This is a genomic window from Candidatus Hydrothermales bacterium (assembly GCA_039630235.1).
GTDB lineage: Bacteria > Hydrothermota > Hydrothermia > Hydrothermales > JAJRUZ01 > JBCNVI01.
Map to the genome: position 1 here is coordinate 15,361 of JBCNVI010000007.1, position 25,570 is coordinate 40,930.

General features: G+C 35.2%; 18 protein-coding genes and 1 tRNA gene. 12 read left to right on the forward strand and 7 right to left on the reverse strand.

Translation table 11 applies throughout. The features are described from left to right. Window positions 1-5 precede the first annotated feature (5 nt). The 8 genes from ABDH49_07030 to ABDH49_07065 all read left to right on the forward strand — a co-directional run bounded on the left by ABDH49_07030 (window position 6) and on the right by ABDH49_07065 (window position 14,353). A complete protein-coding gene (locus ABDH49_07030) occupies window positions 6-3,194 on the forward strand; it encodes a TonB-dependent receptor (GenBank protein ID MEN3046716.1) in 3,189 nt (1,062 codons plus the stop codon). Window positions 3,195-3,209: 15 nt separating this feature from the next. Continuing rightward, window positions 3,210-5,318, forward strand: a complete 2,109-nt coding sequence (locus ABDH49_07035; GenBank protein MEN3046717.1) for a T9SS type A sorting domain-containing protein — start codon at window positions 3,210-3,212, stop codon at window positions 5,316-5,318. A gap of 16 nt (window positions 5,319-5,334) precedes the next feature. Then, window positions 5,335-6,324: a PorV/PorQ family protein gene (locus ABDH49_07040; protein ID MEN3046718.1), complete on the forward strand. Its 990-nt coding sequence runs from the start codon at window positions 5,335-5,337 to the stop codon at window positions 6,322-6,324. 12 nt (window positions 6,325-6,336) lie between these two features. After that, a complete protein-coding gene (locus ABDH49_07045) occupies window positions 6,337-9,780 on the forward strand; it encodes a T9SS type A sorting domain-containing protein (protein ID MEN3046719.1) in 3,444 nt (1,147 codons plus the stop codon). 10 nt (window positions 9,781-9,790) lie between these two features. Next, a complete protein-coding gene (locus ABDH49_07050) occupies window positions 9,791-10,651 on the forward strand; it encodes a hypothetical protein (protein MEN3046720.1) in 861 nt (286 codons plus the stop codon). Between the two features lie 64 nt (window positions 10,652-10,715). Then, window positions 10,716-12,437, forward strand: coding sequence for a T9SS type A sorting domain-containing protein (locus ABDH49_07055; protein ID MEN3046721.1), 1,722 nt, complete (start codon window positions 10,716-10,718; stop codon window positions 12,435-12,437). Window positions 12,438-12,515: 78 nt separating this feature from the next. After that, on the forward strand, window positions 12,516-14,144 hold the full coding sequence (locus ABDH49_07060; GenBank protein ID MEN3046722.1) for a hypothetical protein: 1,629 nt from the start codon (window positions 12,516-12,518) through the stop codon (window positions 14,142-14,144). Window positions 14,145-14,176: 32 nt separating this feature from the next. Next, window positions 14,177-14,353, forward strand: a complete 177-nt coding sequence (locus ABDH49_07065) for a hypothetical protein (protein ID MEN3046723.1) — start codon at window positions 14,177-14,179, stop codon at window positions 14,351-14,353. Window positions 14,354-14,412: 59 nt separating this feature from the next. Here ABDH49_07065 and mdh read toward each other — a convergent pair whose 3' ends face one another. The 7 genes from mdh to ABDH49_07100 form a co-directional block, all read right to left on the reverse strand. Further along, window positions 14,413-15,348 (reverse strand): malate dehydrogenase, encoded by a 936-nt coding sequence (gene mdh, locus ABDH49_07070; GenBank protein MEN3046724.1) that lies wholly within the window; start codon window positions 15,346-15,348, stop codon window positions 14,413-14,415. Window positions 15,349-15,372: 24 nt separating this feature from the next. Next, window positions 15,373-15,888, reverse strand: a complete 516-nt coding sequence (locus ABDH49_07075) for a peptidoglycan recognition family protein (protein MEN3046725.1) — start codon at window positions 15,886-15,888, stop codon at window positions 15,373-15,375. Between the two features lie 3 nt (window positions 15,889-15,891). Continuing rightward, the gene (locus ABDH49_07080) at window positions 15,892-16,509 is read right to left on the reverse strand and encodes a hypothetical protein (protein ID MEN3046726.1); all 618 of its coding nucleotides are present in this window, start codon (window positions 16,507-16,509) and stop codon (window positions 15,892-15,894) included. After that, window positions 16,502-18,925 carry a DNA gyrase subunit A gene (gene gyrA / locus ABDH49_07085; protein MEN3046727.1) on the reverse strand — a complete coding sequence of 808 codons (2,424 nt, stop codon included), beginning with the start codon at window positions 18,923-18,925 and terminating at the stop codon, window positions 16,502-16,504. The genes ABDH49_07080 and gyrA overlap by 8 nt, the downstream gene beginning before the upstream one ends. Before the next feature lie 21 nt (window positions 18,926-18,946). After that, a complete protein-coding gene (gene purM / locus ABDH49_07090) occupies window positions 18,947-19,912 on the reverse strand; it encodes a phosphoribosylformylglycinamidine cyclo-ligase (GenBank protein MEN3046728.1) in 966 nt (321 codons plus the stop codon). Then, window positions 19,909-20,994 (reverse strand): L-threonylcarbamoyladenylate synthase, encoded by a 1,086-nt coding sequence (locus tag ABDH49_07095; GenBank protein ID MEN3046729.1) that lies wholly within the window; start codon window positions 20,992-20,994, stop codon window positions 19,909-19,911. Before ABDH49_07095 ends, purM begins: the two co-directional genes overlap by 4 nt. Window positions 20,995-21,011: 17 nt before the next feature. Then, a tRNA-Thr gene (locus tag ABDH49_07100) sits at window positions 21,012-21,084 on the reverse strand. Between the two features lie 223 nt (window positions 21,085-21,307). Between ABDH49_07100 and rpsL the strand changes: the two genes are divergently transcribed. The 4 genes from rpsL (at window position 21,308) to tuf (ending at window position 25,570) form a co-directional block, all read left to right on the forward strand. After that, complete coding sequence (gene rpsL / locus ABDH49_07105) at window positions 21,308-21,688, forward strand: 30S ribosomal protein S12 (GenBank protein MEN3046730.1); 381 nt, start codon at window positions 21,308-21,310, stop codon at window positions 21,686-21,688. A gap of 3 nt (window positions 21,689-21,691) precedes the next feature. Continuing rightward, window positions 21,692-22,159, forward strand: coding sequence for a 30S ribosomal protein S7 (rpsG, locus tag ABDH49_07110; protein MEN3046731.1), 468 nt, complete (start codon window positions 21,692-21,694; stop codon window positions 22,157-22,159). 74 nt (window positions 22,160-22,233) lie between these two features. After that, the gene (gene fusA / locus ABDH49_07115; protein ID MEN3046732.1) at window positions 22,234-24,282 is read left to right on the forward strand and encodes an elongation factor G; all 2,049 of its coding nucleotides are present in this window, start codon (window positions 22,234-22,236) and stop codon (window positions 24,280-24,282) included. Between the two features lie 73 nt (window positions 24,283-24,355). After that, on the forward strand, window positions 24,356-25,570 hold the full coding sequence (gene tuf / locus ABDH49_07120; GenBank protein MEN3046733.1) for an elongation factor Tu: 1,215 nt from the start codon (window positions 24,356-24,358) through the stop codon (window positions 25,568-25,570).

The window sequence follows — 25,570 nt, forward strand, 5'->3', positions numbered from 1 at the left end:
GTAATATGAGGTTAAAAATAAAAAGTATTCTCCTGCTCGCAGGAATTTTAGTAAACTTCCTGTGGGCAGGAACAACAGGAAAAATCTCCGGTCGTGTTACCGACGCAACGACCGGAGAGGGTCTGCCCTTTGCAATTGTGAGACTAGTTGGAACCCAATTGGGCGCCTATACTGATGATCATGGATACTTCGTGATTTTAAAGGTTCCACCTGGTAAATATGATATTGAGGTAACCTATGCGGGTTATCAGCCAAGCATCATAAAGGGAGTAGTGGTAGAAGCCGATAGAACTGTTGAAGTAAATATAGCATTAAAACCAACAACTGTGGAAGTTCCTCCTATTGTTGTAGAGGCAAAAGAGGAACTGATCAGGGCTGATCTTCCTGAATCAAGAAAGATTATGAAGAAAGAAGAGGTGGCTCACATTCCTGTAATGAGTATCCAAGGCGTTGTAGAAATTTCTGTTGGTGTTGTAGAAAGAGGAGGCCTCCATATAAGAGGATCAAGACCTGATGAAGTTGTTTATGTTGTAAACGGTGTTGAAGTAAGAGATCCCTTTACAGCTTTTACAGCTCCTGGAATACCACTTCTTGCAATGGAGGAAGCTGGAGTTTCAACTGGTGGATTTGATGTGGATCAAGGAAGTGCAGCAGGTGGCATGATAAACGTTGTTACAAAAAGTGGAGGAGATAAATATAGTACTGAATATAGATTCTCAACTACAAATTTAAGTTTTCTTGGTGAGGGAATAAACAGCTTCTTAAATGCAGAAAAGGGTGACTATATCAGGGACTTTCTGCTTGGTATAAATAGGGACATGAAAACAGCTAAGGGAAAAAGACATAGAAGAGAAGAAATATTTAATGAGTTTTCATTCTCAGGACCGATTCCTTTTGTAAGGAGAGAGGCTGCTAACTTTTTAATAAGTGGTGATTATATTACACATAAGGGAAGATTTCCAGTTTACGCTGATGAGAAAAAGAGGATGAGAAACTATGGGCTTTCATGGAGGTTGGATGTAAGACCTTCAATTTATCTACTTCTTTACTTTACAGGTTTTTACAGATTTGAAAGGTTTAGATTCTATGATCCTCAGTTTAGATTGTTACCTGATTTAAGTTATGAATTCTTTAGGCGTATGATAAGTTTCTCTGGTGGAATAAACTGGCTTGTAGCTCAAAAGTATATGAATGAGATAACTTTTGGATTTTTCCAGAGAGCACAGAAAAGAAACGTGTTTGAAGACATGGACAGGGACGGTGTAGATGACTTTGATGATAGAGACCTTGATGGATTTGCCGAAATAGATATTGATTACTTTAAGAGAGTTTATTATGACTCTGTTAGGGGTACATGGGTTATAGATCCTAACTACTGGTATGGAATTGATTCTATAGCAAAGATGACCAAGCTAACAAGAAAAGATTTCAATGTTAACGAGAAAGAGGGTTATGTGGAACTTCCATTCTTCTGGTGGGAGGATTTTGTTTATGGTTTTTATCCTGGACAGAGTGCAGCACATCCTCAGTGGTGGCCAACTGATACGAACGCCCCCTTAAACAGGTACGGATGGGGTCAAAGTTTTGTTCAAGATTTTGATGTAATTGAAGTACAGCTTCCAGATGGAAGGATAGACACTTTTGTAGATATGCAAGGTGTGTATTATCCTTATCCATTGGATGATGATTGGAGATTCTTTGAAACTCAGAGGATGGCTTCTCTGCCAGAGGGTTCAAGGATATTAAGGACACTTCTTTCTGTAGGTAATCTCTATTTGCCTTATCCTCATAACTTTGAAAGGGATCAGTGGGGTTACTTAAGAAACTCTCACTTTACTGTGTCTTGGAAGATGACAGCTCAGCTTACTAAAAAAACAAAGACTGCTCCGGGACATGAGATACTTATGGGAGCCGAGTATAAGAAAATTAATCTTATGGTATACGATGTTGACTTTGCTTCAGGAGGTAACATTTATCTCCAGATGGTGAACCCGCCACTTGCAAGAAGATATTTTGATACTACCTATACTTTTGTAGATTGGTTAAATTCGCACAGGGTAAGGCCCTATCAGGTTGCATTCTTTATAAGAGATAAAATTGAAATGGAGGGAATGTATGCAAGAGTCGGAGTGAGGTTTGATTATGTAGACAACGATGGTTACTATTCACCCATACTTGAAACAAAGCCACAGGAAGCCTTTGTAATTGATCCTGTCTATGGAGTAAAGTATCTTGCAATAGCTGAAAATACAAAACCATATTGGATCATTTCTCCAAGAATCGGTGTTTCTCATCCAATTACTGAAAGGGACGTTTTGCATTTCACCTATGGTCATTATTATCAGATTCCACAATACAGCCAGACAAACTTTAATTATGTAGTAACGGGTGCATTTCCGATAATTGGTAATCCAAAGCTCAAGCCAGAAAAGACTGTTTCATATGAGCTTGGAGTAAAACATGGATTTACTCCTGAGTTTATTGTAGACGTTACAGCTTTCTATAAAGATATTCAAAATTGGGCAAGAACAAAGTTCTATAGAGTAGATCCACTAACAAACGTTACAACTTTCTATAACGAGGATTATGGTTCTTCAAGAGGAATAGAGGTTGAGATAATTAAAAGACCTGGTGGTACCTTTATTCCTTATCTTTCTTTAAATATAAATTATACATTCCAGGTAGCAAGAGGATCTTTCTCCTCTCCATATTTAGGTTATTATTGGCAGTGGCTTGGCTATCCTCTTCCTCCAAGGGAGTCACCTCTTGATTGGGATCAAACCCATACTGTAAATGCTGTTATTTCATGGATAGTACCTAAGAATAGGAAGTTCTTAGGACTCTCTGATTACGGTATTTCGCTTCAGTATAGCTATGGTTCAGGTTATCCATGGACACCTCCTATAAGATCAGAAAGGGATGCTATTGAACTTATAAACGCAAGGAGACTTCCATCAACACAAAGTGCTGATCTAAGAGTGTATAAGAACTTTCCTTTACTTAGAGGTAAAGGTAATTTACAACTTTTCTTAGATATTTACAACCTATTTAACCATAGAAACTTACTTGGTATTGAAGATGCAAATTGGTATGATCAGTTTGGGGACCCTGAAGGTGAGGTTAAAGATATCAGTGTATGGTCACCGAGGAGACAGACAAGAATAGGCTTTTATGTACAAATTGGTGGATTTTAAAAAAGGGGGTAAAAGATGAAAAGACTTCTTCTTGTAGCACTTCTAGGCTTTAATGTGTATGCTTTTCATAAGCTTGCTCCTCAAAGGAAAGAATTTACTATTTTCAAGGGACCAAGGGCAATATACAATCAGACAATTCCTGAGGCTTGGAATTGGATGAGTAATTTTGGATTTTTAGGTGGGGAAGCTGCTGCTAACCTTTGGGGTTTTACCTGGCCAGGTGGTGCAGCTGTAAATAACTACTACCTCTGGCTTGCTTACTTTCTCGTTGGAGCAAAAGTAAGGGGAGAGTATTATGTTACGCAAGCTGATTACACTGCAAACGAGTGGAACCCACAGATAAACTTTAAGGATTACTTAGGACCTGGAAAGTCAGTTTTTGATATTGTGGTAGTCTTTAATGATGCAAAGTCAAACCCGAGAAACAGTCCTGGTAGACATCTTGGTGTAAAAGTGTTATGGAGAGTTTTAACATGGCCAAATGATCCTTACAATGATTTTATTGCCTACGAAATGTATATTACTTTTGATAAGGATTCATCTGATATTCCTGGTATAGGGGATCAACTTGATTCATTCTTTGTTGGGATGTGGTATGATTGTGATGTCTCTGGAGCAGATGCAAGTGAACCTCATATAGATGATCTTGTTCATTTTACAGGATGGACAGCAAACGAATGGAGATCTGACTTTAGATTTCCACCTTATGTGGATAAGGTAAGCTTCTATGGGCAAGAAGATGGTTATATAGAGTTTTCAGATGGTATACCTGATGATTACTTTATTTGGGGTGATCATGAGATGGAGCATATTAGAACGTGTACTGCCTGTGCTTCAAAAATACCAGTTAGAAAACCAGATGGTGAGTACGATACAGTTATAGGTTATTTAATTCCCTATGGTATGAGTTATATTTATGATGCAGATGATCCAGCTGTACCTGGAGACGATACAGGAGAAGAGGGAGGAAGGTCGGCTGGTTATAACTTTGGTGCTTTCATATATGCGCCTCCATCACCCTCGGATTCTATATGGGTAGTTAATGGTGATACCTGTAGAATAATTAGGCCTTTCTCTCACCAGTGGTGGAACTGGGAGTCTGATCCTGGGACTGATTTAGATAGGTATAGGTATATGAAGGGAAAACATCCAGCAACACAGAATTATAGATACGCTCCTCATCCTGTTGATCTTAACGCTGCTGAGTTTGATTATAGGTTCTTAAACACTGTAGGTCCATATACATTAAAAAGTGGAGATACACTTAAGTTTGTATGGATTGCCGGTGTAGGACAGGGTCTAAATGGAGGTATGGATAATTACTGGGGAAGAGGCTTTTTAAGAGGGGCAAGACAGACCCTTGAGTGGGCTTATAGAGCGTATTATGCGGGAAATCCTGGTGATCCTGCTCATCCTACTCCTCCTAAGTTTGATCCTACAAAGGATGATCACTGGAAAATACCTATACCTCCACCTACTCCACTTCTTAAGTATCAGTTAACTAAAAAAGGAGTACTCCTTGTATGGGATAACTCTGCTGAAACTTATGTGGATCCTCTAAAGGGAGTGCCAGATTTTCTGCTCTATAGGGTATATAGAAGTGTTTTTGAACCAAGAGGGTTTACTCTCTTAGCAGAAATTAAAAGAGATCAATTTGGAAATATTTCTCATACATTTATTGATACAACTGCTCAAGTTGGTTTTCCTTATTTCTATGTTGTAACTGCTATGGATGTTGACTCTCTTGAGTCACCGAAAACAAATTACAAAAAATCGCCAGATGGTAGTGCTATACCTCTTTACATAACAACTGAACCTGCTGAAGAAGGCGATCTTTCAAAAGTTAGGGTTGTTCCAAATCCTTTTGTAGGTTCAGCAAAATGGTCAGCGACAGAACTTTATAGTAAGATTGAATTTCAGAACCTTCCTCCAATATGCAAGATTTATATATTCACAGCAAGTGGAAAACTTGTAAAGCTATTAAACCATAACAATTTGACAGGAACAGAAGTATGGGATCTTTTGAATGAGAATAATGTTAAAGTTTCATCAGGATTTTATTATTATAAGATCGAGACGCCTGAAGGTAAGACAAAGATAGGTAAATTTGTAATTCTTGATTAAGGGGGAGGGGATAAAAATGAAGAGGTTTTTAGTGCTTTTCTCTGTATTAGCTTCATTTGTTTATGCGCAGCAGAAGGTGGGAAATGTAGGTGCAGACTTTCTATCTATACCTCTTCTTCCTGAGGCGATGGGTATGGGTGGTGCCTATACAGCCATTTCTAGTGGTGCTTCCAGTGTATTTTGGAATCCCTCTGGAACAGCTGATGTTAAGGGTTTAGAGCTATATACTGGTTATACAGTGTGGTTTGAGGACACAAGGGTTCCCTACTTTTCAATTGTTAAAAGTCAAGGGCTCTATGGAAATTTTGGATTTTTCGTTTCGGGATTCTTCTCTGGTGATATGGAGGAGTGGACTGTAGAAGGCCCTACAGGTAAATACTTTAGTTACAATGCTTATCAAATTGGTTTGAATTATTCCAGATATTTTACGGATAGGTTTGCTTCTGGTGTTTCAATAAAATATGTAGGAGAAAGTTATGGTTCAATTTCAAAGACAAGGGGTATAGCCTTTGATGCTGGAACAGTTTTTAATACAGGTCTTTATACAATTAGATTAGGAATGGCTTTTGTTAATTTGGGTCCAGACTTAAAGCCTTCAGGAGAATATATACAATATTTATATGAAGGTGGTCAGATGAACGAATATAAAAGGTTTTACACAAGTTATCCCTTGCCTACCACTTTCAGGTTAGGTCTTGCTCTTGACCCTTATATCTCAAAGTTTTTGAAAATAACAAGTACACTTGAGCTTTTGCACCCAACAGATTACAATGAAAGTTTCCACTGTGGTTTAAAGTTTGATTTTAATACTTTTTATTTTTCAACTGGATATTTTGTTTTGATCGGTGAAAGAGTAATAGAAGAGAAGTTTAATGAAGGAGGGCTTTCCCTAGGTTTTGGTCTTAATACAAAAGTTAAGTTTGGAACTTTAAAGCTAAACTACTCATTCAATGATATGGGTATATTACCTTTTGTTCACAGATTTTCTATTAACTTTATATACTAAAGGAGGTGAAGTATGAGGAGTAAATTTTTGTTTCTATTAGCAATACTTTTCTCTGGGCTATATTCTTCTTATACTCTTGGTGAGAGTAAAAGTCAGATCTTTTTGAGGTGGGGGATAACTCTTGCTTTCTATGCTGATACTATAATTTTAAGACATATCGATTCAGTAACTTATGAGGAGGGGGGATCTTTAAGGAAGCTGCGCTTTTATGTATGGACTCCCTATGATAAAATCCCGGTCAAAAAATTTATAATAAACAGAATTTCAGGTACTTTACCTCAGAGAAAGTACGGGTGGCTTATTGTAGATGGTCTTGGTGCTTACAGAACTGCAAGTTTAGATAATACAAATGTACTTGCCTTTTCAAGACCACTTGAAGGAGATATAGTTGATATTTCTTTATCTTACAGAAGAACAGGAGGTATATATATACCTTCTCCTGAATTGATATATGCTCTTACTTCAGATGGGAAAATTAAAATTTTCAGTGTAACTTTAGATTCATTATTAAGGGAGAATTTTGTATTCAAGGATAATATTAACGATACTTTACCTTATAACACTCTTATTGATACACTTGTGAAAAATCCAATTAAGGCTCTTTCAGTTTCTTTAATTGTAGGTAAAGTTGACACTTTTGTTTATGTTGGAACAACTGAGGGAGTATATTTTAGCAAGCTCGATACCATAAACTTTATAAGGAGGGATACAGTAGTAGGAAGATTAGAGTATTACTTAAAATGGAATAAACTTGGGGATCTAACTGATTCGGTTAAGATGCTCTATGCAACAAGTTCATTTATTCTTGCAGTTACACCAGCTGGTCTTTTTAGATGGGATGGAACTAGTTGGACGCAGATCAATAATTACAAAGTCAATTCTGTTAAGGGGAACAGAGTGCCAGGTGCAAAAATTTATCTTGCTACAACTAGTGGTGCTTATTATTCAGTTGATAACGGTCTAACATTTACACCGATATCTGCATTTCAAGGTAAAAATGTTTTAGCTGTGACTGAAAAACCTACTGGTAGTTATCCTGGTTTGGGAACTTATTTTGCAGTAATAAAAGGTAAAGGTGTATATGATGATCAAGGTAATCATCTTACAAAGGGTTTAGAGATATTTGAAGCGTATGGTTCACTAAATGGTTTTGATATTGAGCCTGACGTGTTTAATAGATTATGGTATGCTTGTGAAGCAGGCTTATTTTATTTAAAAGATATTGGTGGTGGAAATTATGTATGGAATTTTAACCCTGGAATAGATGAAAAGTATGATCCACAGAGTCCAGAAGCTTCAAAATTAATTGGTGTTAATGTAGCAGACGAAATTGTTAACGCTTTCGTAAATTCCTTTAAAGCTTTATTTAATGACACCCTTTATATCGATATAGAGGAAATTAAAAAAATGTTTAGAGACTATTTTGGCAGAGATTATCCAGAATCCTATATTCACTTTGTTATAAATCCCTATCTTGTTACACCTCCTGATCCTAATGCTAGTCCTCCTTATAAACCCTCAGACATTATGCCTGTTACTTTATTTACTCTTCATGACAAGCACTCAGAGGCTCTTCAAGAACTAAAGGACGCAATATACGTTAAGGTAGGTTTTGAGGTACTCGGAAAGGTTGGTGGATTTCTCTCACTTTCTACTATAGAGAAGAAGTTTGTATTTAACTATCAGTTTGTTAATAGGGGACTTTTTGTTTTAAAGCCTAATGAAGATAAACTTGTAAGGAAGGGTTTAGCTGCACTTCTTGTTGCTAATTATAAGTCAAGGACAGATTCTATTCTTTACAATAATCCTCTTATAACAGGTGTTCCAGGACTTTTTGATCTTTCCGCATACTACGATTCAACTGGAACAAACGTAAACATGTTTAATATTTCTAAGTACCATGGACTTGGTGAACCTGAAGCAAATGAGTTCAGTACAGCAAGAGTCTTTACACTTTTTGAATATATAAAGGAAAGATATGGACTAGCGAAAATAAAAGAAATTTTTGAGGATACATCAAGTACATGGAAGAGATTCAATCCTTACATAACTTCTTGGGCCCTAGCGAATGCTATAGATAGAACCTTTGATAATAATAGGGATTACCACTTTAGACTTATAAATCCTTTCCCTCGCGAGGAGGCTACTGTTTCAGAAAGATACGGTTTTATAGAACAGGAGCCCTATTCTTATATAATCTATAGGCACAATCCAGATGCTAAAAAACATATACTTAAGCTAAGTGTATCCGATGAAGCTTCCTATTACGATAGACAAGGAAACTGGTTTACATATATGGAAGTTTACGATGTTAGATATAAATTTGTTAGAGATGTTCATGGAAATATCAGAGATACTACGATTGAAGTTGTAAGAGTTTTGCCTGTTGATTCTTCTAAAAATATCTACTCCATAGAGCTCTTAGATAATCAGACAGTTAAAAGACAAAAGATAGTTGTTGTAAATAAAAATCCAAGAAGGGTTTATAGTACTGCAAGAGGTAGAGATACTGAGGCTCCTCATCCTATTATGATTGTACTCCAGAACCCAATGGTTGATAACTTTGTAGATGTTTACGTATGGAGTAGGAGAAAGATTTTTAAGGATGCAAAAGAAGAAGGTGTAATTCTTAAAATTACTGAGGGAGGGAAGTTAGTAGCGAAAGAAGAAAATCTTACTAACTTAGCGGCTGCTGCTCCTATAGCTCTTTACACTACTTCAAAGGAGATCCCAAGAAAGTCAACGATTTATACCTTTACCGCTTACGTTGAAGATACAACCGGAAATGGGACAGAGGTTGTTTTATCTGTTCCTACCTATTATGTTGAGGGAGGAGGCATATATGCAAGTTCGGATGGTTCAGTAAAGGTGAGCTTTCCAAATAACGTTAATAATTTATTCCTAACTCTCTCAAAGTTTGATAGGGAAGGTACAGAATTTATTGTACCAGGTTCTAATGAGGGGATATCTGACGTTTTTGTAATTGGAAATAGGGGAAGGAAATTGAGTCAAACTTTTATAGTAGAAATTAAAGATCCAGCTTTAACAAAAGAAGGTAGCGGTGTATTTAGATACGATGAAGAACTTGGATGGGTTCCTGTGGAAGGATTTGTTGATAGATCTGAGGGTAAATTTGTATTTGAAACAAATGCTTTCGGTATTTTCCAAGTAAGAGCAGGTGGAACTGTAAAGAATCAACCAGTGTTAAAGGTTGATGGACTTTGGAGAGAAAGTAAGGGCAAGATGTTACTTTATGTTCCAATTAAGACAGATGTGACGCTCTCTATTTACGACTTAGCTGGAAGAAAAGTTTTCGATGTATTTAACGGGGAGAAGGAATCTGGAATTTATGAGTTTGAGTTAAGATTTCCTTCAAATGGTATTTACTTTATAAAGGCTGATATTAAAGGATTCTCAATGATAAGGAAAAAATTAATAGTTCTTGGTTCAAACTAAGGGGGAGAAAATGAGAAAAATAAAGTATGTTACTATTGTTTTAGTTATAGTATTTGCCTTAATTTCGTGTAAGAGGGCAGAGCCTGAATTTGGGGTAGAGCCTTCAAGGGATCTTCTGCTTCAACAGGCTTGGGAGCACTATGATAGGGGAGAGTTTGATGTTGCTGAGTTTCTGTTTGATTCTCTTATAACCCTTAATTTACGTGATAGAGAGGCTCTTCTTGGTAAGGGTTATACCTTGGTTTCAAAAAAGAATTATGACTTGTCTTCTGCTCTTTCTTACTTTTCTCTAATTCTTGCGATTGATGGAATATCTCTTGTTGAAAAGAAGTTTAAGGAGGTTGCTACTATTATAACTTCAAGATCTTTGCCCTATGGAGCTACTTGGGCGATAAGGACGAAAAAGAGAAATATTGTATGGGTATCGAATGTTATTGAGGCTCCAGCTGATGTTCACAGTCCCATATATTTTGATGATACTCTTGTGTATTTCAAAGGGACACCGCCTGACACTATAACTTATATTGACTATACTTACTATAAACCACAAAGTTCTACTGATGATATATTCTCATGGGCATGGGCGGGGATTGGTTTAATTTACCTGGCTCAAGATAAAAGGTCTTTGTCTGCAGAGTATCTCTATTCACTTGTAAGAAGAAGTAGAGCCTTCTATTTTCCTCACTATCCCTTTATAAAGTTTACAAACATTATTGGATCTGCTGCCTATGTTTACTTTAAGGAAGGTTTATATGCAAATGCAGTTGATATATTAAAGTTATCAGGTTGGATTGATTATCCTGAAGATCCCTTTGATCCTACAACACATTTGAAAATTCTTCTAAAAATTGAAGAATTGATGAATGATTAGATATAATAGAGATTGCAAAAATTCAAAGAGGGGGTTCAAATCCCTAAAAAAAAGGAGGTTTTAAATGAGTTATAATAAAAAGGGGGTGCTTAGTTTACTCTTTGTAGGATTCCTCCTTGCAGGAACAATAAGGCCTACTGTTATGGAACATGTTATAATTGATCGTGAGGACTTGAAAAATACCTCAGATATTTATCCTTCAGCTCCTCCAGTTTATACAACGATACCAATTAGTTATATAGATACGATGCCTAATCAGTACTCAACTTTATATACAGCTCCAAAACCAATAAATACATCACCTGATCAATCTTGTGTCTTTTTTACTTATAGAAGATTGTCTGATAACCCAGCTTATCCAGGAACTGGTCGTTTAGCTCTTGTTTTTTCAAAGGATGGTGGTGCTACTTGGACAAGAATATGGCCATACAACATTGATGGAGCCGGCAGATATCCTAACGTAGGTCCCTGGATGGGTAATAGCGATACCTTTATTCTTACATACTCAACAGTGAGAACTCCATTTGAAGGTGCAATCTCTACTGTTCCATCTGATGGTTCTCTACCTCAAGGAAATATACTAACTTACTTCATTACAACACCTGGATTTGTCGGTTACAGGAGTTTTGGAAACGCTTCAAACGATATGGGAAATTATGTTAATTTCCTTGTAGGACAGGATAATAACTATTTCACTCATTGGTGGTGGAGACTTGGATTTGTTGATCCTGATCCACCTGCTCAAATTTTCCCTGCACATACCCCTGGTGTATGGCTAATGGATTATTGGGATGGAGCACTTGCAGCTCTTGTAGATCCTGAAACTGTTAAAGTTTCTTATGATGATGGCGCTACTTGGACTAATATTCCCCTTTACTTTGCTATTCCAATAGATACCTTTAGATTCCAAGGAGTAGATTACATTGTTAATACTCTCTGGTATGTAAATTACTGGGATTTTGCCCTCTTTAATGCAACAACACCTATGGCTCTTTTAACAACTACATGTAGGTTTACAAATCCTATAGTTTTTGGAGCAGCCGATACTTTTGAGGCTGGAAATGGTGCGTATATTGTGACACCTACAGCTACTTATACAGTAATAGATCCTGACGAGTTAATCTTCTTTACAAATATTGAGCTTACAATAGACCATGTCAGAAATATACTTTTTGTTACATATGTTGCGTATCATACAATTGACCATGTTCCTAATAGGAGGTATGGATGGACTGATATTTATGTAAAATATTCAACTGATGGAGGAGCTACTTGGTCTGCACCTATTAATATCACTAGAGATGTAAGTAATCAACCAACCGATGATAAGATTGAGCATAAAGTTCATACAATAAAACATGTAACTGCTCCTGGTAACTATAATTTATGGCTTTTATTTAATGTGCCAAGAGGATGGGATGGTACTAATGCTGGACTAGATCTTCATTATAATGTTTATATAGTTGGTGGTACGGTTCCCACTTATATTTTAACAGGTTATGTTCCTGTGCTTAAGATTTTTGAGAAATCTATGGATAATTTTGCTTCAAGAAAGCTCACCCTTAATGGAAATGTATTTAACGGAACTATAAAGTTTGTATCCCCTGTGAACGGTAAGATGGCTTTCGATATTTTCGATCTCTCTGGAAGAAGAATTACATCTAAGACCATCTACGTTAAAGAGGGAAGCAATGAGATAAAGGTGGAAAGCCTCAAATCTGGAATATACTTCCTGAGATATAACGGAGATACAAAAGGTAATCTGAAACTTGTTGTTACTGAATAAGGGGTAAAAGCGGTTCTGGTATATATAAAAGGGAAGGGCCCCTCCCAAAAATGGGAGGGGTCTTTTTTTAGATAATATATGAAGCTCTTGCTATTAGCATTTCTTTTAAGCCAAGGTGAAGTTAAAATAATCGAGCTGATAAAATCTAACAGGATAAAAGAAGCAGAGAGTGAAATAAGAAGTCTGCTTAAAAGGGGTGAAAGAGGAGAAAAAATCGATTATCTTTTTTTTTTTTTATATTCTTTTGAAAAACACGACTCTGTCATAATTTATTCAAATATATTCTTGAGCACTTACCCTAAAAGTGAACATAGGGCAGAAGTTTTATACATGCTTGCAAAAAGTTATGAAAAAATTAATTTTTTAGTTAGAGCCCTCGAAAGCTATATTGCTATATTGAAATACAGAGACTCACCCTATTTTAAAGAGGCTGAAACAAAAGCTTTAGATCTTTCAAAAAAATTATCTTTAAAAGAATTATTGAGAAATATTAATAAGCTCAGAGATTTTGAAATTTATCCAGATGTTTTATTTATAGCTTACGAAAAGGCAAAACAAGAAGGAGATTTAAGGGCTCAAGAGGAAATCATTGAAGTTTTAAAAAGAGAGTTTCCTGAACATAAAAAAACTAAGGAAATTGCAAAAATTTACACAAAAAAAGAAAAAGAAACAGAACCTATTTTTAGGTTAAAAAAATCAAAAGATATCTTTATTTACCTTCCACTTTCAGGACCAGATAGTTTGTTGGGACAAGAATTTTTAAAGGGTTTTGAACTTTCATTTAAACATCAGAATTATAAGGTTTTTGATACGAGGGATGATCCTTTATATACATATAAATTACTTGAAGATCATTTTAATTACGATTATGACTTTAAAATCTTAATAGGACCTCTTTTGAGTAAAAGCCTTTACTTAGCTCTTCCTTATTTTGCAAAAAAAGGAGATAAAGTGTTTATAGTCCCTGCCCTATCTTACATTAGAGCCTGTGAATATGGAGAAAATATTATAACTCTTTCAAACTCACTTTATCTTGAAATTAAAGCACTTATAGAAAGATTTATTGTGCCAAATAATATTAATGAAATATGTGTTCTTTTACCAAAAACCGATGAGGGAGAAAGTATTACATCTTTGCTGATAGATTTACTCAGAAATAGAGGTAAGACTTTTTACCAATTTTTTTCAGTTGATTCACTTGATTTTCAAAATAAAATAGATCAGATAATTAATTTTTTTCAAGATACAAGTGGTCCAGAAGTTATTGTTTTTCCTTCAGGAACAGAGGAGTCCCTTTTATCTTTCTCTTCTCAAATTGTCTTTAAGGGATTAAGATCCAAAATACTTACAACTGGAAAATTTACAACAGAGGATTTTGCAATTAAGTCTAATAGGTACGTGGAAGAAAGAGTAATTTTTGCCAGTGCCGGTATATGGGATAACTCTGTCTCAGAAAAGTTTATTTCTGAGTTTAAATCTAAATACGGTTATTATCCAAGCAAAATAGCTTCAATTGGCTACGACATCGGGAGTATTCTAAATTTTGCCCTTGAAAAAAATATAACTGGCTCATTTTATTTATTAAATTTCTTAAAAGATTTAGCGTATTTTAAAGGCTCCTTTAAGTTTTATCTTTTTGGTAAAAACATAGAGAATGTAAAGTTTTATAAAATCAAAGATAAAAAATTTGAGCTCCTTGAATTTTGATAAGTTAACTTTCTTTTTCTTAAAATAAAAAAATGAAAAACACTTTACCCTATAAAAAAGAAAACTATATTTTAATCGTATTAGGTATAGTTTCTGCTCTAATAGGATTTGTATTTCTCTGGTTTGGAGATAAAACGTTTTCTGTTATATTTCTTGTGTTAGGTTATTTAGTACTAATTCCTTTTGGGCTTCTTTTTAAGTTTAAATAATTAAATTCAAGTTTACTTGCCGCTTCTTTCCTCTCCAGCCCTGCTCTTATAGATCTTACTTATTTCAATTTAGCATCAATTTCTTCTTGCATTTTTTTAACGTGTTCGGCAGATTTTTTCAGGGCTTCAAGTTCCTCTGGTTCAAGTTTCATTTCAATAATCTTTTCAACTCCCTTTTCCCCTAAAACTATGGGAACTCCAACGAAAATATCATTTATTCCATATTCTCCCTTTAAAAGAACTGAAGCTGAAACTACTCTTTTTTTATCTTTAATTATTGATTCAACCATTATAGCTGTTGCAGCTCCTGGTCCATAATAGGCACTACCAGTCTTTAAAAGGGATACTATCTCAGTACCAGCCTTTCTTGTTCTCTCAACGATTGAATCTAACTTATCCTTAGGAATTAAATGGGTTACGGGGATACCTCCCACTGTTGCATACTTTGGCAGAGGAACCATTAAATCACCGTGAGTTCCAAGAGTTATTGCTGAAACATCTTCATAGGCTACTCCAAGTTCCATAGCAATAAAGGCTCTGAATCTTGTTGAATCTAAAACACCAGCCATCCCTATTACTCTTTCCCTTTCAAACCCAGAAATCTTATAGGCTGCATAGGTCATTGCATCAAGTGGATTTGTAACTACTATTAATATTGCATTTTTATTTCTCTTTTTTATTTCTTCTGTAACGCTTTTAATAATATTAAAATTGACATCAAGTAATTCTTCTCTTGTCATTCCAGGTTTTCTTGGAACACCTGCTGTAATAACAATAACTTTTGCTTCCTCTATTCCATCATAATTATTTTGTCCCCTAATGTTTGGAGAAGCATATCTTATTGGGTTTGCATGACTCATATCAAGTGATTTACCCTGAGGAACTCCCTCAAGAATATCAATCATAACTATATCACAAAAATCTCTCATTGCTAAATAATTTGCAGTCTCGGCTCCTACATAACCAGCTCCCACTATAAATACCTTTTCCTTCATTGCGAACCCCCTTATTGATTATTTTTACGGATTTGAACCCTTTAAATTATAAATTATGTCCTCTGGAAATTTAAATAGGTATTTATTTTTATCTTTTACTATTTTCTCAAAGATTTTTTTCCCACACTCAGTTTTTTCATTAAACATAAAATGAAATGAAAATTTATTTATGAAATGAAATTTTTTTAGATAATTCATAATTTTTATAAGGGAAAAAATTTGGTTTTTTTCGATATCTTCGTTTTCAAAGTTGCCAATTAAGGCAATTCCTATGAAATTATTAAACCTCTTTGTATGTGCCCCTTCCTCATTAATCTTTCTACCTTCAAATATGGTTCCATCAGGAGCAATTACAAAATGATAACCAATTAACGTAAATCCTCTTTCTCTATGTATCCTATCTAAATAGTTAATATCTCCCTTATATTCGCTTTTTGCTGTCGCCGTATGGTGTAGAATAATACAGGGCTTAATATTAACCTCCTTTATCCTCTCCGTAATACCTTTTTTCAACCATTCCTCTCTTTTTACGTAACTCAAATCTTAAAACCTGTAAATTAATCTTAAATTAAATTTTTCCTGTGAAGGTAAAATTTCTCCCTTTAACTGTAATTTCATTTTTTTATTCCTTATATAGACAAAAGTGTAAATTGCTGAAGCCAAATGATAGGTAATCAAAAATCCCTGAAGTGCTTTCATTCGTGCTTCTATTTTTCTTTCTTTTTCTCTTTTGTGAAGAAACTCATCCCAAGAGGTTGTATCCTTCCAGGCCCACCTGTAAGGTACGGAATTCTCGTTAGCATAGCTTTCCCATCTTAAGGGGTCATCAGGATACAAAGCTCTTGCTTCCCTTAAAAGACGCTCATAATAAATTTCATAATTATAGTAATTTTCAACAGCACTCCAATACCTTTCATCATCAGTTTGAGGAAAAGCTGATGCATTTTCATAGGCAAATCTCTTATAATCACTCCTTATTTCTCTTTTGCTCTTTAAATCATAAACGTAAAAAGAAAAAAGAGAAAGTTCCAAAGCTACCATCTTTAAAAACAATTTATCTTCCCTTACTTGCTTAAGTCCAAGACCAGGAACAATTAAGGATAAAAATGCTCCCCTTATTGGACTTGTAGTTAAAAGAAGGAAACTTACTATGTTAAGCATCTATTTCCTCCTCATAGGGAATTCTCGTACAGCCAACAACACTCTCTTTTTCTTCTATTTTTATAAGCTTTGTTCCTTTTGTAGCCCTTGAAATTAGTGGCACTTCCTCAACCTTTTGTTTAAAGAGCTTTGATGAACTTGTTAAAAGTACAAGCTGATCTTTCTCGTTAAAGGCTTTTAACCATATTGTTTTACCTGTTTTTTCACTTACTTTTTGAACAATCACACCTTTGGTAGCTCTTCCTCTTAGTGGAATTTCTCCTGGTTTAAATCTTTTTCCGTAACCTTTTTCTGTTACAATCAAAATAGTTGCATTTTCTGTTACTACTGCTCCTGAGACACAGCTTGCATCATCAGTTTTTATTCCCACTACACCGTAACTTGCTCTTCCCATAGGTCTTATAGCTTCTGATTTTATTTTTGAGGCAAGACCGTTTTCCTTTAATAAAATTACTTCATCTTTATCTGTTACAAGTAAACCCTTTATTGTTTCATCTTTATCTTTTAGAGTTTGCCCTATAATACCCCTTTTTCCAGCATTTTCAAATAATTGGATATCTGTCTTTTTTACTATACCTTTTCTTGTGATTAAAAAAAGATAGGTGCCCTTTTTAAATTCTGATATAGGTAACATATCAACAATTTTTTCTCCTTCTGATAGATTAAGAATAGTATTTACTGGTTTTCCCTTTCCTCTTAAGCCACTCTCTGGAATTTCAAAGGCTTTTAAGGTATAAACTTTACCCTTATTAGATACAAAAAGTACATAATCATGTGAAAAGGAGTAAAAAACATCTTCAGGAAAATCGTCCTCATCTAAAGGAATTTCCCTTTTTCCTAGGGCTCCTTTTGGTTGGGTTTTTAAGTATGAACCCGTTATTCTTTTTATATAACCATTTTTTGAAAGTAAAATGAGAATTTTCTCTTTTTTGATAAGACTTTCTATATCTATCTCCTTCGGCTCTTCGTCTAAGATTTCAGTCCTCCTTTTATCACCATACCTTTCTTTTAATTCGATCAATTCCTTCTTAATTTCCTCAAGAAGGGCTTTTCTTTCCTCTAAAATTCTTCTATAATTACTGATATCTCTATTTAACTTTTCGTACTCTTCTTCAATTTTTGAAATTTCAAGTTTTGTCAAAGTTTGTAATTTCATCTCTAAGATTGCCTCAACCTGAGGTTCTGTAAGGTTATATTTACTTTTTAACTTTTCTCCTGCTTCTTTTGGCTCTTTCGAATGCTTAATTATTTCAATAACTTCTTCAATGTTTTTTAAGGCAACCTTAAGCCCCTCTAAAATATGCACCCTCTGTTTAGCCTTTTTAAGTAAAAATTCAGTTTTCCTTCTTGTTACTTCTTCTCTATGTTTGAGATAATAATTTAGTATTTCCCGAAGAGATAAAACTCTGGGTTCGTTATCAACAAGAGTTAACATAATTACATTAAATTTTTCCTGTAGCTGTGTATATTTAAAAAGTTGGTTTAAGATTAACTTTTCCGATACATTTTTTTTAAGTTCAATTACAATTCTTAAGCCCTCCCTATCTGATTCGTCCCTTAGATCCTGTATCCCCTCAATCTTTTTATCTCTCACAAGATCAGCAATTCGTTCAAGCAAATTAGCCTTGTTTACTAAGTATGGAATCTCAGTAAAAACAATTCTCTTTCTCCCCTTTTCCTCAATATGATATTTACCTCTAATAATTACTTGCCCCCTCCCAATTTTAAAGTAATCATAAATACCCTTTTTACCTAAGACTATGCCCCCGGTCGGAAAGTCTGGTCCCTTTATAATTTCGAATAACTCCTCATCTTTACAATCTGGATTATCAATTAAATATATGAGTGCATCAACAGTTTCAGTTAAATTATGAGGTGGTACATTTGTTGACATTCCTACAGCTATCCCAGTGGAACCATTTACAAGTAAGTTCGGTAAAAGTGAGGGTAAAACAACGGGTTCTTTTAGTCTTCCATCAAAATTTGGCACAAAGTCCACGGTATCCTTGTCTAAATCTCTAAGCATTTCTAAGGCTATTTTGGAAAGTCTTGCCTCAGTGTACCTATAGGCTGCTGGAGGATCTCCGTCAATAGAGCCAAAGTTTCCCTGCCCCTCAATAAGGGGGTATCTTAGTGAAAAGTCCTGGGCCATTCTTACAAGAGCATCGTATACCGCCATATCTCCATGTGGATGATATTTACCTAAAACATCACCAACAACAGTGGCACTCTTTTTAAAAGGTTTTGTCGGCAAAAGTCCTGTTTCGTACATTGAATATAAAATTCTTCTGTGAACAGGTTTTAATCCATCTCTAACATCAGGAAGTGCTCTCCCCACTATTACACTCATAGCATAATCTATGTAACTTGTAGACATCTCATCCTCTATCGGTGTATTTATTACTCTCTCAGTCATCTTTATCCCCTCCTTTAACTTTTAAAATAAAACTTTTCTTTTTCCCTTTGTAATTTCACCAATTACATAGAATTTCTCTCCCTTTTTACTCAAAAAGCTTTTTATCTTCTCTTGATCTTTTTTGTCTATAACTGCGATCATTCCTATTCCTAAGTTGAATACTTTTAGCATTTCGTCGTTTGGGACGTTTCCCTCTTTTTGAATTATGTCAAAGATAATCGGTCTTTCTATATCTCTTACATCTATTTCGTATCCTAAGTTTTCTGGTAATATTCGTTTCAGATTTCCTTCTATACCGCCTCCTGTCACATGAACCAGACCCTTTATAAGTTTTTTTTCTATGAGAGGATAAAGTGCTTTAAAATAACTTCTATGTGGTTTAAGTAAAAGACTTTTAAGGGTTTTTCCTCCAAATTTTTTATTTAAATCATACTTTCCTAAAAGAACTTTACGTGCAAGTGAATAGCCGTTTGTATGAAGACCTGTTGATGGAAAGCCTAAAAGCAAGTCTCCCTTTTTTATTTTTTTTGGTAGTAGGTTTTCTTTTTTTAGAATTCCTACACAGAATCCGACTATATCCCATTCATCCTTATTATATATATCAGGCATTTCTGCAGTTTCACCTCCTAAAAAGGCTATGTTTCCGTTTTCCCTTAGAGCTTTTAATATACCCTTAGCAATCCTTTTAACGACTTTTAAATCAAGACTGGATGAAGCAATGTAATCTAAGAAAAAAATAGGTTTTGCCCCTTGACACAAAAGGTCATTAACAGAGTGGTTTACTATGTCTTCTCCCAGAACTTCAAATTTACCGGCAAGTCTTGCCACTTGGGTTTTTGTACCAACTCCATCACAGGTGGCAGCAATAAAATACTTCCCCAACTCATAAATACCTGAAAATCTCTCCTTTTGCCCTGTAATTACTTTAAATAACTTTGAGACCCCCTCGGCCTTCTTTAGGTCCACACCAGCCTCTTTATACCTCATGAATATCTATATTCTAACTCCTTTATAATTCTCTTTATATTTTTTTCGATCAATTTTGATATGAAAAGATAAAATTTATAATCTTTACCTAATGGATCTGGAATCTCTTTTGATTTGTCAACAAGGTTTAATAGTCTTACTTTTTCATAAAATCCCATTTTTTGAATTTCTCTTAAATGTCTTTTTTCCATAACGTAGACAAAATCTGCCCATTCAAGGTCTTCTCTACTAAGTCTTCTTGTTTTATAATGGCTAAGATCTAGGTTATATCTCTCCTTAAGAATTCTGATTGTATTTTCAGAGATTGGAAGTCCACTGGTTGCCTCAGTACCGGCTGATCTTATGTCTATTAACTCCTTTAGGTCTGGCTTTAAAAGTGAGTGCATTATACCCATAGCCATAGGTGATCTACAGCTATTCCCGGTGCAGACAAACAGTATATTTGTTTTAATTGATTTAGAAATTTTTATTTTTCTTAAAAGTATATTCTCGATTTGAGCTATTCCTATGGGTCCTTTTCTTACTAAAATAAAAGGATATTTACTTAAATCAATAATTGTTGAGGCAAGAGTTCCAGGGGAGTTTTGAGGGTATACAAAATCGATGTATTTACCGAATTCTTTTTCAATTTGTGTATAGTCGTTAATTTCTTTTTGACCAGAAATGTTAACTGAAGTTTGGACAAGGGGACCTGCCTCTTTGCAAAGGGAAATTGGTACAGAGTGATTTGGGATTCTTACAGATACTGTTTTTTTCTCTTTATGGACTATATAATCTGGTAATCTTTCTTTTGCCTTAAATAAAAAAGATATAGGACCTGGCCATAGGTTATAAACAAGTCTCTTTCTTGTTTCTGTTAAGTTTTTTGTAAAAATGTTAAGTTCTTTTGGATCAGAAATAAAAAGACCAAATTTTTTTTCAGTTTCTCTTTCTTTAATAGAAAATATTCTTTTAACGCCTTCGCTTGACCAATAGGGTGTTACAAAGCCTGAGACTGTATCGGTTGGTATAGCTATAACTCCTCCCTTTTTGAGTATTTCAATAGCTTTTCTAAGTTCTTTTCTTTTATCTTTTGATTCCAATCTTTTAAATTAAAAGAAGCCCGCGGCCGGACTCGAACCGGCGACCTCTTCCTTACCAAGGAAGTGCTCTACCGCCTGAGCTACGCGGGCAGTTCTTTATTATAAAAAAAAATCAAAAGTTTTTCAATTACCTTTAATAATTTATTCCTCATAAAATAAACCCTCCAAAGAACCCCACCAGGAATAAATCTCAAAACTCCACTTAGTAATTAAAACCCTAGACTTTATTTGAATTTTTTCTTCTGCAGGATTATAATTTATATTGTAAATTTTTGGTTCAATTCCAATTGAGAAGGGAAATTTTTTAGTATTAATGCCCACCATAAACCAATTAGTAAGGCATAAGAGAAAAAAGAAAAATAGAAAATCAAAAAGCGTTGCACTTGAAGGTTGTCCACAAAAAAGAGGCGTCTGTATCCGCGTATACACAACAAGCCCTAAAAAACCTAACTCAGCCCTAAGAAAAGTAGCTAAGGTGAGACTTTCAAACGGTAGAGAAGTTATAGCCTATATACCAGGAGAAGGCCACAATCTTCAAGAACACTCAGTCGTTCTTGTAAGAGGTGGTAGAGTAAAAGATTTACCTGGAGTGAAATATCATATTGTAAGAGGAGTTTACGACTGTGCAGGTGTAGCAAATAGAGCAAGTTCAAGAAGTCTTTATGGAACAAAAAGAAAAAAGAAGGAGGGATAAAAGATGAGAAGAAGAAGAGCCCCTGAGAGAAAAGTACCACCAGATCCCGTTTATAATTCTCCCCTTGTAATGAAATTCATCAATAACCTGATGTGGGACGGTAAAAAAAGCGTTGCTATGAAAATATTCTATAACGCTATGAAAAGAGTTCAAGAACTTACTGGAGAGGACCCATTAAAAGTTTTTGAAAAGGCAATAGAGAATGTAAAGCCAACTCTTGAAGTTAGACCAAGAAGAGTTGGAGGAGCAACCTATCAAGTCCCAATTGAAGTTAGACCAAAAAGACAAATTTCTCTTGCTATAAAATGGATTATAAGATCAGCAAGATCAAGAAGTGAAAGGGGAATGATAGAAAAGCTTGCAAGAGAGTTAGTGAGTGCGGCAAACAACGAGGGAGGAGCTGTTAAAATTAGGGAAAATACTCATAAAATGGCAGAGGCAAACAGGGCCTTTGCCCACTTTAGATGGTAAGATTTATGAAATTTTAGAAAAGGAAAAAGCAAGGGAGGCAAACTTTTTAAATTTAAAATTTCGGGGTCCTTCAAATGGATATAAGTAAAATACGTAATATCGGTTTTGCTGCCCATATAGATGCAGGAAAAACTACTACTACTGAGAGAATTCTTTTTTATACTCACAGAATACACAGAATGGGTGAGGTAGATGAGGGAACAGCTACAATGGACTATATGATTCAAGAAAAAGAAAGAGGAATTACAATTCAAGCAGCTGCAACTTTCTGTGAGTGGAAAAATTACTTAATACATATAGTAGATACACCAGGCCACGTTGATTTTACAGTAGAGGTCGAAAGATCTTTAAGGGTTCTCGATGGACTTGTAATAATATTCTCAGCAGTTGAAGGTGTAGAACCACAGTCTGAAACTATATGGAGACAGGCTGATAAGTTCAAAGTTCCAAGAATAGCCTTTATTAACAAAATGGATAGACAGGGAGCTGACCATTTGAGAGTCTTAGGCCAAATCGAAAAAAAATTTAATATTAAACCACTTTTACTTGAATGGCCAATCGGCATAGAGAACGATTTTATAGGCGTCATTCACTTCGTTGAAAACAAAAAAATGATCTGGGATAAAGATGAACTGGGAGTCGAATACTCTGTTCTGCCAATAGATAATATTGCCGGAGAAGCAAAAAGCTATTACGAAGATATGATCTTAACTTTGTCAGAAATAGACGAAGGTATTGCAGATGAATATTACGAAAAGGGTTTTGTAAGCCCAGATAAAATTAATAGCGCTATAAGAAAAGGAGTCTTAGAGAAAAGATTTTTACCAGTTCTTATTGGTTCAGCATTAAAAAATAAAGGTATTCAACCTCTTTTAGATGCAATCTGTGAATATTTACCATCTCCAATAGATAGAGGAAAAATAAAAGGCATAGATCCCTTAACAAGAAGTGAAATTTATAGAAGTCCTGATCCGAGTGACCATTTCAGTGGAGTTGTTTTTAAAGTTCAAATTTTCGAAGATATGGGTAAGTTATGTTATTTGAGAATATATTCGGGAAAGATTACACAAGGGGAGAAAGTATACAATCCAAGAACAAATGAAGTTATAAGGGTGCAGCGTCTTTATAGGCTCCATGCAAATAAAAAGAATGCAATAAGAGAAGCTGTATGTGGTGAAATAGTTGGAATAGTTGGACCTAAAGAGGTAAGAACCGGAGACACTATTTGTCCTCTCGAACACTCAATCTTATACGAAGAGATGCTTTTTCCAGAACCTGTTGTTTCACAGGCTATTGAACCGATTTCCTCAAAAGATTTCAAGAAAATAGAGGAAAGACTCAAGTGGATGGTAGAAGAAGATCCAACCTTCAATTTAAAAATAGATGAGGAAACTGGTCAAATTATAATATCCGGTATGGGAGAACTTCATCTTGAAATTATACTGGATAGACTAAAAAGAGACCATAAACTTGAATTTAGAGCCTTAAAGCCTCAAGTTCACTATAGAGAAAGTATAAGTTTAAGCGGAGAATTAGTAAAAGAATTTAAGAAAAATATTGGTGGGGAGGAGCAGTTTGGTAAAGTAATGTTACAAGTTGAGCCAATTAAAGGAGCAATGAGAAACGAAATATTGATAGATGATAGTCTCAACCTGAGGGAGGATTTAAAAGAGGTTGCTTATAGCTCTATGAGGGAAATCCTCGATTTCGGTGTAATAGCAGGATATCCCCTAATAGATGTGAGAATGGCTCTTAAAAAAGTTTATAACTTGGAGAAAACGACACCGATAGGTCTTAAGTTAGCTATACATGAAGCAGGAAAGGAGCTTATAAAAATGGCAGAGCCTGTGTTACTTGAGCCGTATTCTTACGTAGAAATAACAGTGCCTGTTGAATTTATCGGAAATGTGATTCAAGATCTCATGCAGCGGGAAGCCGAGATAATAGAGAAAGTATCCTTAGAAGGCTCTGATCTTGTAAAAATAGTTGCTGAAATGCCACTGAAAAATACTTTCGGATACGTTACTGTTTTAAGATCACACACAAAAGGAAAGGCAAATATCTGGATGAAAGTTAGTTCATTTAAGGCAGCTAAACTTGAAAAAAGTGATTTTTTATTATAAAATTAATTTAATTAATTTTTAGACAAAAAATTTTAAATAAAGGTTCGAATCCCCAAAATTTTTTTATTTAGAAATGAGTAAGCCTAAATTTGAGAGAAAGAAGGTACATGTTAATGTTGGTACAATAGGTCATATTGACCATGGTAAAACTACTTTAACTTCTGCTATCACAAAGGTGCTATCTAAGTATGGTCTTGCCGTAGAGCAGGAGTATGAGCAAGTAGCAAAGGCTGATGTTAAGCTCTTTAGGAGGGATGAAACTAAGATTTTGACTGTTAACCTTGCCCATGTTGAGTATGAATCAGAAAAAAGACACTATGCTCACATTGATTGTCCAGGTCATCATGACTACATAAAGAACATGATAACAGGTGCTGCTCAAATGGACGGTGCAATTTTGGTAGTTTCAGCCGTTGATTCAGTGATGCCCCAAACAAGGGAACATGTTCTTTTGGCAAGACAAGTGAATGTACCGTATATAATTGTATTCATCAATAAAGTAGACGCAATAGATGACCCTGCAATAGTGGATCTTGTTGAAGAAGAGGTTAGAGATCTTCTGAAAAAATACGAGTTTCCTGGAGACGCAGTTCCAGTTATAAGAGGAAGTGCTTTAAATGCAATGAGATGTGGCTGTGGCAAAAGGGAATGTGAACATTGTGGTAAGATCTGGGAGCTAATAGATGCAATGGATAATTATATTCCGGATCCTATAAGAGAGATAGATAAACCCTTCCTGATGGCTATAGAAGATGTTTTTTCAATTACGGGTAGAGGAACAGTTGTAACAGGAAGAGTCGAAAGAGGAATTTTAAGACCCGGAGATGAGGTAGAAATTGTTGGGTTTGGTCCGACTAGAAAGACTGTAGCTACATCTTTGGAAATGTTTAGAAAAGTTCTTGATGAGGCAAGGGCTGGAGATAACGTTGGAGTTCTCTTAAGAGGAATTGGTAAAGATGAGGTAGAAAGAGGAATGGTACTTGCAAAGCCTAATACTATAAATCCTCATACCAGATTTAGGGCTCAAGTATATGTTCTCACAAAGGAGGAGGGAGGAAGGCACACCCCATTCTTTTCTGGTTATAAACCTCAATTTTACTTCAGGACAACAGATGTAACCGGTTCAATTAAATTGCCCGAAGGTGTAGAAATGGTAATGCCTGGAGATCATGTTAACCTTGAGGTAGAACTAATGTATCCTGTGGCTATGGAAAAAGAGCTTAGGTTTGCTATAAGAGAGGGTGGAAAAACAGTTGGTGCAGGAATTATAACTGAAATAATAGAGTAG

Coding starts and splice junctions, on each gene's coding strand:
- ABDH49_07045 (MEN3046719.1), top strand. CDS start 6,337: ATGAGGAGTAAATTTTTGTTTCTATTAGCAATACTTTTCTCTGGGCTA.
- ABDH49_07030 (MEN3046716.1), top strand. CDS start 6: ATGAGGTTAAAAATAAAAAGTATTCTCCTGCTCGCAGGAATTTTAGTA.
- ABDH49_07060 (MEN3046722.1), top strand. CDS start 12,516: ATGAAGCTCTTGCTATTAGCATTTCTTTTAAGCCAAGGTGAAGTTAAA.
- tuf (MEN3046733.1), top strand. CDS start 24,356: ATGAGTAAGCCTAAATTTGAGAGAAAGAAGGTACATGTTAATGTTGGT.
- ABDH49_07035 (MEN3046717.1), top strand. CDS start 3,210: ATGAAAAGACTTCTTCTTGTAGCACTTCTAGGCTTTAATGTGTATGCT.
- ABDH49_07050 (MEN3046720.1), top strand. CDS start 9,791: ATGAGAAAAATAAAGTATGTTACTATTGTTTTAGTTATAGTATTTGCC.
- ABDH49_07055 (MEN3046721.1), top strand. CDS start 10,716: ATGAGTTATAATAAAAAGGGGGTGCTTAGTTTACTCTTTGTAGGATTC.
- rpsG (MEN3046731.1), top strand. CDS start 21,692: ATGAGAAGAAGAAGAGCCCCTGAGAGAAAAGTACCACCAGATCCCGTT.
- ABDH49_07065 (MEN3046723.1), top strand. CDS start 14,177: ATGAAAAACACTTTACCCTATAAAAAAGAAAACTATATTTTAATCGTA.
- purM (MEN3046728.1), bottom strand. CDS start 19,912: ATGAGGTATAAAGAGGCTGGTGTGGACCTAAAGAAGGCCGAGGGGGTC.
- gyrA (MEN3046727.1), bottom strand. CDS start 18,925: ATGACTGAGAGAGTAATAAATACACCGATAGAGGATGAGATGTCTACA.
- ABDH49_07040 (MEN3046718.1), top strand. CDS start 5,335: ATGAAGAGGTTTTTAGTGCTTTTCTCTGTATTAGCTTCATTTGTTTAT.
- mdh (MEN3046724.1), bottom strand. CDS start 15,348: ATGAAGGAAAAGGTATTTATAGTGGGAGCTGGTTATGTAGGAGCCGAG.
- fusA (MEN3046732.1), top strand. CDS start 22,234: ATGGATATAAGTAAAATACGTAATATCGGTTTTGCTGCCCATATAGAT.
- ABDH49_07080 (MEN3046726.1), bottom strand. CDS start 16,509: ATGCTTAACATAGTAAGTTTCCTTCTTTTAACTACAAGTCCAATAAGG.
- rpsL (MEN3046730.1), top strand. CDS start 21,308: ATGCCCACCATAAACCAATTAGTAAGGCATAAGAGAAAAAAGAAAAAT.